Source organism: Mucilaginibacter sp. JRF (assembly GCF_015223065.1).
Classification (GTDB): domain Bacteria; phylum Bacteroidota; class Bacteroidia; order Sphingobacteriales; family Sphingobacteriaceae; genus Mucilaginibacter.
The window spans coordinates 112,981-128,126 of record NZ_JADFBY010000008.1 but is presented as its reverse complement, the minus strand read 5'-3'; the positions used below and the strand labels follow the sequence as shown (position 1 = coordinate 128,126).

The 15,146-nt window shown below is 46.8% G+C and carries 11 protein-coding genes; 7 read left to right on the top strand and 4 right to left on the bottom strand.

What is annotated here, in order from left to right:
- Position 1 precedes the first annotated feature (1 nt).
- From IM792_RS17350 to IM792_RS17320, 7 genes are all read left to right on the top strand, one after another.
- A complete protein-coding gene (locus tag IM792_RS17350) occupies positions 2 to 1,219 on the top strand; it encodes a hypothetical protein (RefSeq protein ID WP_194103164.1) in 1,218 nt (405 codons plus the stop codon).
- A 43-nt stretch (positions 1,220 to 1,262) separates the two neighbouring features.
- The gene (locus IM792_RS17345; RefSeq protein ID WP_194103163.1) at positions 1,263 to 2,351 is read left to right on the top strand and encodes a fasciclin domain-containing protein; all 1,089 of its coding nucleotides are present in this window, start codon (positions 1,263 to 1,265) and stop codon (positions 2,349 to 2,351) included.
- A 20-nt stretch (positions 2,352 to 2,371) separates the two neighbouring features.
- On the top strand, positions 2,372 to 3,637 hold the full coding sequence (locus tag IM792_RS17340; protein WP_194103162.1) for a fasciclin domain-containing protein: 1,266 nt from the start codon (positions 2,372 to 2,374) through the stop codon (positions 3,635 to 3,637).
- A 4-nt stretch (positions 3,638 to 3,641) separates the two neighbouring features.
- Positions 3,642 to 4,646, top strand: coding sequence for a fasciclin domain-containing protein (locus IM792_RS17335; protein ID WP_228085220.1), 1,005 nt, complete (start codon positions 3,642 to 3,644; stop codon positions 4,644 to 4,646).
- A 31-nt stretch (positions 4,647 to 4,677) separates the two neighbouring features.
- Positions 4,678 to 8,007 carry a carboxypeptidase regulatory-like domain-containing protein gene (locus IM792_RS17330; RefSeq protein ID WP_228085218.1) on the top strand — a complete coding sequence of 1,110 codons (3,330 nt, stop codon included), beginning with the start codon at positions 4,678 to 4,680 and terminating at the stop codon, positions 8,005 to 8,007.
- A gap of 36 nt (positions 8,008 to 8,043) precedes the next feature.
- Positions 8,044 to 10,209, top strand: a complete 2,166-nt coding sequence (locus IM792_RS17325) for an IPT/TIG domain-containing protein (RefSeq protein ID WP_194103161.1) — start codon at positions 8,044 to 8,046, stop codon at positions 10,207 to 10,209.
- A gap of 64 nt (positions 10,210 to 10,273) precedes the next feature.
- Positions 10,274 to 10,597 (top strand): hypothetical protein, encoded by a 324-nt coding sequence (locus IM792_RS17320; RefSeq protein WP_194103160.1) that lies wholly within the window; start codon positions 10,274 to 10,276, stop codon positions 10,595 to 10,597.
- A gap of 222 nt (positions 10,598 to 10,819) precedes the next feature.
- Here IM792_RS17320 and IM792_RS17315 read toward each other — a convergent pair whose 3' ends face one another.
- Genes IM792_RS17315 through IM792_RS17300 form a run of 4 tightly spaced genes read right to left on the bottom strand, consistent with a single transcriptional unit; the run spans position 10,820 to position 15,123 of the window.
- Positions 10,820 to 12,379, bottom strand: coding sequence for an MFS transporter (locus IM792_RS17315; protein ID WP_194103159.1), 1,560 nt, complete (start codon positions 12,377 to 12,379; stop codon positions 10,820 to 10,822).
- 10 nt (positions 12,380 to 12,389) lie between these two features.
- A complete protein-coding gene (locus IM792_RS17310) occupies positions 12,390 to 13,241 on the bottom strand; it encodes a sugar phosphate isomerase/epimerase family protein (protein ID WP_228085217.1) in 852 nt (283 codons plus the stop codon).
- 7 nt (positions 13,242 to 13,248) lie between these two features.
- On the bottom strand, positions 13,249 to 14,364 hold the full coding sequence (locus IM792_RS17305; protein WP_194103158.1) for a Gfo/Idh/MocA family oxidoreductase: 1,116 nt from the start codon (positions 14,362 to 14,364) through the stop codon (positions 13,249 to 13,251).
- A 33-nt stretch (positions 14,365 to 14,397) separates the two neighbouring features.
- The gene (locus tag IM792_RS17300) at positions 14,398 to 15,123 is read right to left on the bottom strand and encodes a ThuA domain-containing protein (RefSeq protein ID WP_194103157.1); all 726 of its coding nucleotides are present in this window, start codon (positions 15,121 to 15,123) and stop codon (positions 14,398 to 14,400) included.
- Positions 15,124 to 15,146 lie beyond the last annotated feature (23 nt).

The window sequence follows — 15,146 nt, the reverse complement described above, 5'->3', positions numbered from 1 at the left end:
GATGAAAAAGCAATTATTACTCTTAACCTCATTAATAACGGCGAGCGTGCTGTTGTTTACTGGCTGTGTTAAGGTTGATTATACAAAAATAAACGACCCTGCCTACCTGCGCGTTTTCAATAACCTGCCATACCAGCTAAGTATGGATGTTAAGGATGCCAAGGTGCCATACTTTTGTATGATCATCAACCCAACCTTTGATGGAGCCGGTAAGGTTACCGGAGGCCAGATAATTGGCGATTTTTTGGACGTTCGCGATCGTTACGCGCCGCCATATCCATCGCACATTGGTAGCAGTACATCAGTAAATAACCCTGAATATCCGGGTAAAGAGAACGTGCTGGTTGGCCCTATTGTTAACGGGTACGATCTGAGCAGCTGGGCGCAGGTGCCATCGGGCAAATTGCGTGTAATGTTTCTGTACAGGCCTAAAAATAGCGTGCCTTACTTTAAGCTGGATGCATCACTTCAAGGAGATGCCATGGTTGATACCACGCTCGAATTTTCGGCCCGAGAGGTTTATACCATGCACCTGCTTCAGGAAAAATATACTGATGCCAAAAGCAATAAACTGCTATTGAGGCACGAGAATTTCATAAAGCTTCCATTGTCCGACTCGCTTAACTATGTAAACTTTTACAATTATAGTTCGCAGGGTTTTTTGGAGTATGATGATGACAAGAAAACACAGCCCAACAGACTAAACAGCTTTATGTATGGTGTAAAAGACCGTATGGACGTTTATCTTACCCTGTACCCTGATCAGGATGAAGATCCGGCCATCAGATACAACTTACAGGCAAGGGCATTGCCCGGCTACAGGGGTAATTATGTAACCACTGTTGAACGTAATATTACCTCGAATGCGCCAAATCCATACATAAGCTTTCCGCTGTTCCCTAACAAGGCCGAAAATCGCATCACAACCAAAAGCTGGCAAATATTTGATTTTTTTGCACCGGGTTATACCCCTTCAAACAATCCATTTTTTGCGAGCGATTACAGGAATAATGGCAATTGGTCGCAACTTAACTGCTTAAAGGATGGGGCGGTTTATGTGCAACAGTATTCAGCACTATCAGTACCTAATACGGTTATTAATATTCATTCCGGTAAAAATAATCCGCAATCATTTGCCTCGGTAAATACTATAGAGATAGTTAACGGTGCCGCTTACCTCATGACCATACAGCGCAAATACCCCGCGCCTGAGTATTAAGCAACAGTCAACCAAAAACTATCAATTAAAAAAATGCTTAAACATGAATAAAGCGATAAAAAAATACACAGGCAGTTTACTAATGCTTGCAATGCTTTGCTTTGCGGCGGTGTTAAGCTCCTGCAAACACGAAAACCTGACCATCCCCGAGCCTAATGCCAACATAAGGCCGGCGGCAGATTTTATTAAGAACAACTACGATTTCAGGCTTTTTAATGCCGCGCTTGAATATACCGGCCTAACAGATGAGCTTAACGGTACCGGGCCATTTACCATACTGGCACTTACTGATGCCGCCTTTAACCAGGAGGGTATAAGAACGGTTGCTGATATACATAAACTGAATAAGGACAGCCTGCGCCGGGTAATGCAATACCATGTAATAAAAGGCCGCCGGTTACTCACTACTGATATACCAACCAACGCTATTGATCTGCGTTACGAAACCCTGTCGGGCGATCAGTTATATCTTTCATCGGTTACTTCAGATAAGCGCTATTTCTTTGATGGCGCCATGACCTTACGTACTGATGTTACGCTGGCTAACGGAGTGTTGCATGTGCTGGCCAAAATGATGAAATATCATAAAGGCACAACCGTACAACAATTGCTTGAAGGTAACCGCCGCTACAGCATCTATGTAGCAGGGTTAAAAAAGTTCGGTTTGTGGAATGATCTGGCAGGCGATGGCCCTTTCACCGTTTTCGCCCCTACTGACAGTGCCTTTAAAGCCAATAATATAACTGCCGCGGATATTGAAGATCTGAATCCCTCGGCATACAACGGTGGTCGTTTAATGGGCGTGTACATTATGCGTCAAAAGCACTTTTTTGTATCAGATAAATATGTGTTTAAATCAATAGGCGGCGAATATACCTATGAAATAACCATTCCTAATGATACCTGGTTTTTAAGGTTTAACACAGTAGAGATGTATGAGGACAGATGGCTGTCATACCCGCAATTTGACGTAATGGACCCTGGAGGGCAATGGGGTGCTACAGTGATATCAAGCTATTATCCGCGTGCACCACTACCGGCTATTGCAGGTTTTGATCACCGGTGCGAAAATGGTTTGGTGCATGATCTGCCGGCCTTATTATTGACACCTCAGCAGGCCTTAAACCAGTAAAGTATAAATAAATGAAACACATGAACACATTTATAAAGCGCATCCTGCCTATAGCAATACTTGCACTGTTGTTTTCGGGATGCCAGAAAACAGAATTTATGCCCCCGGCCGAAGGGGAGAAGATACCCTATAATACAGGTGTGAATAAAGATCTTAACGCGGTGTTAAGCGAATCGCCATCAAAAATTTTTTACGCGGCATGGCAGCGCAGTACTATTGCCGATGCGCTAAAAACCGGGATGCAATATACGGTATTGGCACCGTCGGACGCTGCTATGCAGGGTGCGGGTTATACCGCGGCGGCCATCAGCAATATGGCCGTTAATGATGTTGACAGCCTGGTGGCTTTTTACACAATAAGCAACAAGGTCACAAAAGCTGATCTGCTGTTACGTAACAGCAATTTCGAGGGAATGTCATTACATACACGAGCTGATCTTAGCGTTCAGGATGGAGTAAGTGTTCCTAACACCCCTTACCACTATCGTCATTACTTAGGTATAGATAATGATAAACTAATGATCAATGGTTTGATATCAGGCGATGCCAACTCGGGTGCGGAAGCTACCAACGGCTATGTATTCCAAATTGACAGGATGATAGCTATACCAACCAGGGGCTTTATGGGGGTGCTTGAGGCCGATGCGCGTTTCAGCATGTTTGTTGAAGTTCAGCGCAGGGCAGATGAGGAGCACAACAAAGTATATAACGCCCTGTATATGGAGAATTATGGTTTTGAGCCGGGCGATGATTACAACCGTAAATATTATCCTAACATACTAAATCTTGTGCCGGGTCAGGTGGTATCTTTTCAAATGTTGTTCGCTCCAACTAACGATGCATTTAAAGCTGCCGGTTTTAACAGCGTTGAAGAAGTACTGGAATGGAATAAGCGTGCTACGCCAATGATATTTGACTGGAATATCGGCTCTACTACTGATGCCGGTTTTCCAAGCGATACCGTTTTAAACTATCATTGGGAGTTTGGGCGAGAAAATCAGCCTTATACCAACCAGGGCAAAGCGCCGGGAGGCAGGCCTACCACATTTTATGCTAACGATTTGCGGGATGACTTGCTTGGCAATTACCTCATCAATTACTATCCGGGCTATGTAAACTATCATATGCCGTACACATTCAGTAAAAACGGAAGTGGCCAGGTACAGATGCAGGTTAAGGGCTCAACCGCGGCGCCGGCCACCATTTTAGAAACCATTAATACACTAACGGGGCCAATACATGTGGTTGACAGGCTACTTATTCCGAAGGATTTTAAAATGAAATAAACAGATGAAGCAACTAAAAACTAAAAAACAAATAACCACGTGGTTGATGGTGTTGCTTGCTGTAACATCATTTATATCATGCAAAAAAGATGATAGCGTCGCAGCTATCGATAATAATAAAATTAACCTGGTAATTGCCGATAACTTTAACCTGGCATCATTTAGCGCAGCCTTAAGGTTAAGTACACTTGATAAAGAATTGCAGCAGGGTGCGGGTCCATACACCATCATGGCCCCGTCTGACGCGGCTTTTATCACCGCCGGATATAACGATGCAACGGCTGTACTATCGGCAAGCCCATCTGTAATTGCTCCTATGGTGCGCTACCATGTTTTTGATGGTAGCTATGAGTTGAACAAATTGCCTTTCCTGTTTAACCAGGAACTACGCTCGCGCGGAGGGAAGATGTTTGCTACCCACTGGGTAAAAAACGGCGATACTGTATTAACCTTAAATGGCGCCAGAGTTGTAGCGCAAAATCTGCCTACATCAAACGGTATTATACAGGTTATTAACCGGGTGCTTACTCCTTACCTGCACGATAAATTGGGCGATGCTATATCAGCCGAAAGCAATGTAACACTGTTTACCCAGGCGCTTAAAACATCAGGGGTGTTGGCAACTATTAATGGTACCGGCCCATACACCATTTTCGCGCCCGATAATACCGCCATGCGCTCCATAGGTTATCAATCGGTACAACAGGTTAGCCAAACTGATCCGGCTGTTTTAAGGGAGTTGGTTAACTATCACATTTTGCGCGACAGGCGTTTCATTAATGATTATGTATTAAGCACAGGTTCAACCAACACCAGTCGCCAGGCTATGCTTGATGATAACCTGGTAGATATAACCCTTACGCCTGATGTAAACTCACCCGGAAGTTTTAATGGAATAACCTTGCGCGGTATTGGTAATATCAATGAAATACAGGTAGTAAAGCAGGATGTTTTGACCGGTAACGGTGTATTACATGTGATAAACGGGGCATTGAAGATCATCCAATAAAAAAGCCTCTCCACAAAAAAGACAAATAGAGATGAAAACATATATACAAGAAAGGCCGGGCCATAAAAAGGCGCTGCATGGGCGTTCCATGCTTAAAGCAGGCTTAAAAGTACTCATGCTATGCTTTCTGCTGATAGGTAGTTTGCAGGCATTTTCGCAAGAAACCTCCGGTTCACTAAGCGGCCAGGTAAAAGATGGCAAAGGCGGCATATTACCGGGAGCGACGGTACAGGCCTTGCATACGCCCAGCGGTACCAAATACGCGGTAGCCACGGATGGCGACGGGCGCTATTTTCTGAACAACCTGCGTATCGGCGGGCCCTACACGGTAACGGCCTCCTTTACGGGGATGAAAGCCGAGGTCAGTAACGATATCAACATCCGACTTGGCGGCACCCAACAGCTAAACTTTACCCTGGCCGACAACGCGCAGGAACTGGCCACGGTAAACGTAACAGCCAAAGCCAACAGAGGCCCGCGTGCCAACACCACCGGTACCGGCCGTAACATCACGGCGGCCGAGGTGCGCAACATGCCTACGGTAAACCGCAGCATCACCGACCTGACCCGCCTGACCCCGCAGGGCAGCAAGGACAACAGCTTTGGCGGTACCAGCTTCCGTTACAACAACGTAACGATAGATGGCGCTATCAATAACGACGCCATCGGCTTCTCGCCCTCATTAGGCGGGCAAACGGGTACCTCGGGCATGGCGGGCAGCTCCACCCGTACCAACCCTTTATCCTTAGACGCGATTGAGGACATGCAGGTATACCTGGCCCCATTCGATGTCAAGATCGGTAACTTTACGGGCGGCTCCATCAATGCCGTAACCCGCAGCGGTACCAATACGGTAAGCGGCTCGGTATATGGCTTTGGCCGTAATGCCGCCATAACCGGTAATGACAGGGTGGGCTCGCTGGGCAAAATGAACAGTGACTTTTACGATTACCAGGCCGGTTTCCGTATCGGCTTCCCCATCATCAAAAACAAGCTGTTCTTTTTCACCAACGAGGAGATCACCCGCAGGCAGGACCCCACCCAGCTGTACATAGGTACCGCCGAAACCGGCCATATCCTGTCGGTAGCGGACGCGAATTCCATAGCTAACACGGCACAGGGCCGCTATGGCAGCATCTTTGACGCGGGTACGGCAGGCGTATATACCAACAGCAACCGTTCGGCCAAGTTCTTCAACAGGCTGGACTGGAACATCAGCGACAAGCACCAGTTGGCCGCCCGTAACAATACCATTTTCAGTAAAGCCACAGTGATGGACCGCGACCAGCAGGATTTTCGCTTCAGCAGCATGGCCTTTGAGCAGACCAATAACCAGACCAGCACGGTAGCCGAACTGAAAAGCCTCTTCAGCAATGCCTTGTCAGGCAATTTGGTGATAGGCTATACGCAGGTGAACGACCGGCGCGACCCGACCGGCGACCCTTCATTGCCACAGGTACAGATCATGGGGCGTACTCCCGGTACCACCATCTACCTGGGTACCGACAGGGAGGCCAGCATTTTCAATATGAAACAAAAGACCTGGGAGTTCACCGCCAACCTGAACTATGTGACCGGCAGGCATAAATTCCTGGTGGGTACCCATAACGAGCTGTACCATATCGACTATGGCTTTGTGAATGCCTGGAACGGCCGGGTGGATTACCTGAGCATTGAAGACTTTATCAGCAATAACCCTTACCGGGTAAGGGGCAGTTACAACTATACCAACAATACCCGCGACTATATCCTGAACAATCCGGCAGCCCGCTTTGATGTGAACATGTACAGCCTGTACGTGCAGGACGAGATCAGGGTGAACGATAAACTGCAGATCACGCCTGGCCTGCGTGCCGATATGGCCTCGCTGCCGCAGATGCCCACGCTGAGCGAGAAACTGCGAAGCATACAGGCCGATCCATACTTTGGTACCACGTATACCTATACGCCGCTGAGCAGGATCAGCAACAGCTTTTTGAACAAGGTACAGTTATCGCCCCGCATGGGCTTCCGGTATGATGCCCTGGGCGACCGCTCACTGATCTTCCGTGGCGGTGTGGGGCTGTTCACCGGCAGGATACCCTTTGCGTGGTTAGCTTATGCCTACTACAATACCGGCGACAGCTATGGCGCCTTTGACCAGCGTGCCGACCAGAAACCCTTTACCCCGGGCAGCGACGCCATCAAGCCCAGCCCTAACGGCCTGGCCGATTTCATCGGCCAGAACGGCGCTGTGGTGAACAACCCCAACAGCGGCCGTACACAGGTTGACCTGGTGGACAATGGCTTTACCATGCCGCAGGTGCTCCGCACCAGCTTAGGTATCGACTATGAAACCACCGGTCAGTGGAAGTTTGGCCTGGAAGGAATGTATACCCGCAACATCAAGGACGTATTATTTCAGCAACTCAACACACAGGATAACCCATACTGGTATGGTTATGATCAAAACAAACAGCAGCCGGTATATCGTGGTACGGTTGATAGCAGGTTCTCCAACATCTACCTGCTTAGTAATACTAACCGGGGTTACCGCTACAGCCTGACCGGCAGTGTGGCCAAAACCATCAACACCGGTACCGGCAACACGCTGAACATAACGGCGGCATACACCTACGGCCAGTCTAAAGACCTGAGCAACGGGGTGCGTAACTCCATGGAAAGCAACTGGCAGCTGAACCAGGCACTGATACCTAACAACCCCGAACTGGCCTACAGCAATTTCGATATCCGCCACCGTATCGTATCCACCATCAGCTATAACAAGCAATGGGCATCGGCAGGCAAAACCAATATCAGCCTGTACTTTAGTGCGCAAAGCGGCAGCCCGTTTACCTATGGCATTGTGAATAACAGCATACAGGGTTTACCGCAGCAGGTGAGCCTGGCCTATATACCAACGCAGGCAGATGCGATCAATTACTTTAAGGATAACGGCAGCCAGACAGCCGCACAGCAGGCACAGGCCTTTAACAGCTTTATTGACGGGAACAAATACCTGAGCAGCCGCAGGGGTAAGTTTACCGGGCGTAACATGGGCCGTACGCCGTGGAATATACAGGCCGACCTGCACCTGGCGCATGAGCTGTTCACCGGTAAGGCCGCCAAACAAAGCATCAGCCTGACGGTGGACATCATGAACCTGACCAACCTGATCAGCAAAAACTGGGGCGTGCAGTACTTCTCGCCCAATACGTTCAACTCTACCAGCAGCGTGGGCTTAACGCCAACCTTGTTCCCGCCACAGCAAAACAGTGGCAGCTACCCGGCGTTCACCTTCGCTGACCCCGGTAAGCCTTACAGTATCGACTACTTCGCCTCAAGGGCGCAAATGCAATTAGGTTTGAGGTATAGCTTTTAAGTAAATGCAATGATATCATATATGAAAACATTGAAAATGAATAAAATAAAAAAATGGAGTGCCGGCATATGCATGCTGCTGGCACTACTGGTAACCTTTAACGCTTGTAAAAAGGATGATAAGGAAAAAGGTGCCGGAGCCAATATCGAAGCTAAGGTGACCGGTTACTACCCTAACAGTGGTAAGGCCGGCACGCTGGTAACAGTGGAGGGAGAGGGCTTCGGCACATCACTAAACGATTATAGTGCTACAGTTAGCGGCAACAATGCCGATGTAATAAGCGTTACCGCCAACGCGGTAGTGGTACGCATACCCGATGGTACAACCGGTAAGATTGTTTTAAAGGCAGGCAGCAAAACCTTCGAAGTTGGTAGCTATACTTATCAGGATCTGTCGGTTAAAGATATTTTTCCGGCCAATGGTCCGGCAGGCGCGCAAATAAGAATAAGCGGCGAAGGCTTTGCCAGTGTAAGCAACCCGGCATCGGTATTGATCAACAACGTATCGGCCCTGGTAGTTAGCGTGGCCGATACCCTTATTGTAGCCGAAGTGCCTCAAAATGCAGGCTTTGGCCCGGTTACCGTAAAGGTTGACGGTAAAGAGGCTCAGGGTCGTAACTTCACCTATCAGGAAATTAGTAACATGAAACCGCTAAGTGGTGGTGCTAATACCCGCGTGGTGCTTAATGGGGTTGGTTTTGAAACCGCATTGGCCAACAATAAGGTTGATTTTAACGGTAAGGCAGCTACAGTGGTTGAGGGGAATGACAAGCAGCTGGTAGTTTTAGCACCGGCAGATGTTACCACCGGACCATTATCTGTTACCATAAATGGGCAAAAAATAACCGGACAAAGGTTTACAGTGGTAGGTAAACCGGTCATCGGCATAGTATCTCCCTTAAGTGGACCAAAAGGTACCGAAATGACCATTCAGGGCGATGTGTTTAGCGCTGTTGCTGATGAGAATAAGGTTTTTATCAATAATGTGGAAGTGCCATTAAACTCAGTTACGGCAACACAAATTACGCTGACCATACCCGGTGGTACAGGGTCAGGCAACATCAGGGTAGTGGTGAACGATCAGGCTACAACAGGCCCGGCATTTAAAGATCAAACGCTGGGTATTAAATCGCTCACACCTGATAATGGATTAGCGGGTACTTCAGTAACAATTACAGGTACAGGTTTCAGCACCACGGCATCAGATAATAAGGTTTACTTTAACGATGTGCTTACCACGGTAAAATCGTCAACAGAAACTCAGTTGGTAGTTGATGCGCCTGCAAACCTGAGCACAGGTATAGTTAAGGTTGCAACTAATGGTTTAGAAACCACCTCGCCACAACCATTTAAACGTGCGGGTATAATAACAATTGCCGGTGGCCCATCAAACCCTATTGGTAGTATACAAGGTATTGCGGTTGATAGCCATGACAATGTTTATGTAACCAATACTACCGATGGAACCGTTAATAAAATAACCCCGGCCGGTGTTGTAAGTAAGCTCCAGGCAAATGGTGCCGATGTGCATTTCTCGTTTCCGAATGGTATTTATATCGATGGTCAGGATAATATCTATGTGGCAGATCAGAATGCTTCACAAATCAGAAAAATAACACCTTCGGGCCAAAATGTTGCCTTTACAGGCGGTTTTCAGCCTGCCAAAATGAGTATGGATGCATCAGGCAACATGTATGTAGGTATTGCCGGCTTTGGTGCAGGAATGAATAAAGTGACGCCGCTTGGTAACTACACTAAGGTAGCCGGGCCATCATGGCCTTCATCAAGACCGGCTATTGATGCGGCCGGTAATGTTTTCTATTCAGATAATATACTGGATGGCGGAACCGGTATACAGAAAATAAGCGTGGGTGGTGGCATGGCTATAATTGCCGGAGCTCATAGCGAAGGCGGGTTAGCTGACGGTATTGGCAGAAGTGCAAGATTTAACGGTATAACAGGCCTTGTTTTCACCAGCGATAATCAATTAGTAGTTGCCGACAGAAATAACAGAGCTATAAGATTGGTTAATCCGCAAAATGGAGCCACTACCACACTTTTTGCAACCGGCTATGGTTTTGCCGACGGAACATTTGCTAATGCTAAATTTGCTTCAATAGATGATATTGCTGTAGGCAAAGATGGTAGTATCTACGTAATTGACGGAAGTAACGGTGCAGTACGTAAAATAATTTTAAAATAGGCTGATATCAGGCAGATGTTAATAAAAGTTAGCATCTGCCTGATCATTAATAAAGTACAAAAAAATGCAGGGTATTAGCGATACAAGGCACAGGCAGTTGGTTGATGCCCTGCTTCAGTTAGAAAACTTATTGTGTGAAAATTTAGATCGGGACAGTGATATGCAAACAGCAGGTGAGTTACGTGCCCAACTGGAAACCACGCACGCTAATTACAATAAGCAGATAGTTGTACTGAGCGAGTTAATACAAGATTATCACAACCTATTTAATAAAATTAAGCTACAATTTATTGCTCCAAAGCTGAAAGAATTAAGAAAAAAAGCGCACAAGCGCGATAGGATATATCCTTCATTGGTACAAAATATCCAGCATGTATACGGTACCTAAATTACTTATCAGTAACTTGATAAAGTTTAACGGCAGGTGCTTTTTGCATCTGCCGTTTTTTATGAATATGAATTTTGATGTTTATTTAATTATTGGCTTAAGCATAGTAACAATTTTTACCATTGCTGTTGCCTTAATTATTCAGAAAGACGGCCGTCGAGATTTTTAAATATCTTAACTGTGATGGGTTTTTGATCGGATTATCTCGTTGATTTGTTGTTGTTATGTTGTTATCTGATCCGTATGCCCGGTTAGCACAACCGGTTTATAACCTCCCTTTGATCTAAAGTAAAGTATCGCTCCTATAAAAAAGAACAACATACAGCCCGGCAGTATGGCCACGGTACGTAAGGCGTTCTTTTTTGATTCGTTTTCCGCGGTTGAGATGATGGTTTTTGTGGACTCGGGAGCGGCTGAAAGTTTAGCTTCGTCAAGCGCTTTATACTTGCCGAATATGCTTTGCTTGTGTTGGCTTACATAGGTTGTATGCAGGGTGGTGTTATTGTTGGCATCATAGGTTGCCAGGTTTTGTTCCAGTTGCTTATCCTGTATGGTTCCTAAAAAAACGGCTCCAATTACTCCGACACCCATCTGGCCCACTGCACTGGTAAAGTTGAGTGTTAACGCTCCACCTTTCGGGAAACGCTCGGCTACTACGCCAAGCATCGTACCCCAAAAGAAGGTTTTACCTAACGCGTAAATGGTGGCGGCAACAATAATGATGAAGCCTACAGAATACGACAGGAAGTATAAGCCCAATGAGGCGATCAATGCACTGGTGGCCAGCAAACCCAATGGCGATAACCTGTGCACCACGGGGCCTGAGCAAAACCGCAGTATAGCCATTATAACAGAGGTATAAACCAAAACCCAGCCGCCTTGCAGGCCGGCCTTAGCCATTTCGGGGGTCATGAGGTCGGTTATCCAGCTATCGGTACCCAGCTCGGTAGTAGCCAGGGGTATCATCAGCAATAACAACATGATGAATAGGGGATGCCCTAACGACCGGACGAACCACGCGAATATACCCGCTACTACAACCACAGCAATAATGCTGTAAATGTACGGCCAGCCAAACAGGCCACCTATCTGAAAGGCACATAAACCTACAATGATAATGATACCCAATATGCCTACCTCGTTAAGCATTTGCAGGTAGCTTACACCTGCTTTTACACGTTCGCTAACGGGGAATGAACATTTAAAAATGATAACACCATACACAATAACGGGTAACGAAATAATGCCAATGATAACCGGCCATGCCGACTGCACGTGTATCATGCCGATGGCTAATAAACCCGCTATTACCATACCCGCGGGCCAACCGGCGTGTAGTATGTTAAGCCATTTGGTTTTATCGCGTGGGTACATGCTGGCTACTACGGGGTTAACTACCGCCTCGGCAGCGCCATTGCCAAGGGCGAATAGCAGGGTACCTACATAGAGCATCCAGTAACCGGTTGCCATTATGGTGATGATGATAGACAGGATATGGCATATAAAAGCAAATATCATCGACTTTTTGTAGCCTACCTTGTCAATTATCAAACTAAAAAAAACAATGCTGATACCAAATGGCCAAAAGCTTACGCCAAATATTTCGCCCTGCTGAGTTTTGCTCAAGCCAAACTGGGTGCCCCACTCAGCCATCAGGAACGACCGGAATACAAACCCGAAAGCTGATGCTACCAGTACAGTAAAACAACCCCAAAACAGTATCTTTCTTGATCGTTCATCTATCTTAATAGCATCGCCTGTATGAATTGCAGTTTCACTCATATCAATTAGTTTAGGTTAATAATGTTTTATAAAAGGCCAGGCCCTCAGTGGCCAACTCATCGGCACTATTGGCCAGCGGGCGCCAAATCGAGGCCGCCTTGGCAAGTTCTTTTGATGGTGCTCCAAAGGTTTCTATTACTACAGCGCCATCATATTCAATATCTATCAGCGCTTGCTTAATGCCGGGCCAGTCTAAATTACCGGTTCCGGGGGTACCACGGTCGCTTTCATTACCCTGAACATGGCAAAGCAGGTCTTTACCTATTTTGCGGATGCTGTTGGGTATGCTTTTCTCCTCAATATTTCCATGAAAGGTATCAAGCGATATTTTAATGAAAGCACTGTTTACTTCCTTTACGATGGATAGCGCCTGATCGACCGTGTTCACCATATCGGTTTCAAAACGGTTCAGGGGTTCAACGCCTATTACTACGCCTTGTTGCCGGGCAATATCACTGGCTTTAAGCAGGTTTTCAATACACCAGGCATGTTCCTGTTGCTTTTGCTCAGTACTCACTATACGTGTTTTGCCTACGGCCGAATATACAGGGCCTGTGAAGATGGGGCTTTCCATAAAGTTAGCTATCTCCACACAATCAATAATATATTGCAGGCCGTTTTCTCGTACATCAGGATCGGTGCTTGAAATATCCCTGTCGGCACCAAATGCACCGCTAATGGTAACATCCAGTGCCGCGTTTTTGGCGAGGGATTTTAACAGGGGCCAGTCTATCAGGTTTTTATCTTCAACGGCTATCTCAATAATATCATACCCCATTTGTTTTACTTTATCAATCAGATGAAATGAGACTGTATCAAAAGGAGATACCCATACAAATGTGCTTACGCCGAATTTTATCATGCCCTGATTAATCAAATTGAGGAATATCAATACGCTTACCGCCGTTCATAGCCGATTCGTGCGCGCAGATACCGGCGCAGGTGTAGTTGGCTGCAATGGCAGCGTCAACCGCCGAATCGCGACCCTCAACAATCGCGGCCAAAAACTCCTGCACCAAATGCGGGTGCGAACCGCCATGACCTGCGCCTTGCAAGAAAGACACGTGATTTGGGTCATCAATTTTTTCGCGGCGGGTAAAGTGTTTTATGGGTTCTATCAGCATTTCATCAGTATCGGGCACGTTAATGCGTTTAGCGTTTTCGCCGCCATCAAATATTACGTGCTCCTCATCCTGCAATTGCTCCCACTCAAACGACATCTTGGTGCCGTACACATCATAGCTTTCGCGGTACTGGCGCACCACATCAAACAGCGAACGAGTAGCCTCGGCAACAACATCCGAGTTTTTAAGAGTGAAGGTCGCGGTTTCAACAGCGAATGGCGAACCATATCGCGAAGCCAGATCATCACTTAAACGACCTGAACCGTGACATACCACCGTTTCGGCCTTGGTATTATTGATGCGAAGCAGCGGAGATATGGCGTGCGTACCGTTCAGCATAGGCGGGTAACCTTTCCAGTACTCGGCCCATCCCTCCATGCTCATATCCTGTATGTGCGATCCGCGAACAAACTGTATGCGCCCCAACTGACCACTTTCTGCCAATTTCAATCCGTACAAAAACTCACGGGTATATAACGCGGTTTCCATCATCATGTAAACCTTGCCGCTGCGGCGTTTAGCTTCAACTATGGCTGTGCAATCTTCTACTGTCATGGCCATTGGTATGGTACAGGCGGTGTGTTTATTAGCGTTTAATGAGGCCAGGGTCATTTTAGCGTGCTCGGGAACAGGGGTTACCACGTGTATAGCGTCAACATCATCACGGCCGGGTATATCTTCCCAATTCTCAAAACAAAGATCGCGGTCAAGGTTAAAGCGTGTGGCCAGCTCATCTAAAGTAGCTTTGTTGCGGGTGCAAATGCCTACTGCTTTAATGTTTGGATGACTTTGATAGATGGGTATAAATTCTTTACCGAACCCCATGCCTATAATTACTACGGTGATTTTTTTGTCGCTCATTTTTGTTGTGTATGTTTTGGTTAATAAATGTTACTATTTGCCCGCGGCCCATTTTACTGAGTTGCGCAGGATGGTTTGATAAAAAACAATATCGTGCGAGCCGCCATCGTGGCCTAAAGCAATACCGACAATGCGTGCCTTGGGGTGCTTTACGATGAATATGGAAGGGTATACCTTGTCAGATCCGGCAACGCTGTTGGTTACCAGTACATCAATATCGGTAGCTGTAGGGGCGTGTTCGTAGCGGTAACGCTCGTCCTGCAAAGTGATCTTTGGCTCCAGGTCTTTAGTAATGGGATGAGTGGTATTTACTACGGTTTCCTCAAAGGCGCCATACTTGTCGTGCGATGTTGCGCCGCCGCCTGCCAGCACGGCGTTATACTCCGGCCAGTCTTTCCAATTATACCACAAGGCGGGGTGCCCCAATATTAAACCCTTACCGGCATCCGCGAACGCGAAAATAGCTTTACGATCTGCCTCGTTTTTAATAGGTTGATTGTTGCTCAGATATAGTACATCCGTTTGCGGCAGATAATAGGCTATCGAGTCGGTATTGCTGGTGTAAATTACCGTGGCTCCGTCCTTACGCAGTGTTTCAGCGTCAACACCTTTGTACCATTTATCAAAATCGTGCGATGAACCGCCGCCAACGATGAGAACGCGGATACTTTTACCGGCTGATGCTGCTTTTTTTTGAGCGCTGCAACTCACTGCAAGCAAGCCGATCAGCAGCGCAGGTATGATCAATTTTATTTTCATATTCAGGTTGTTTAATATTTGTT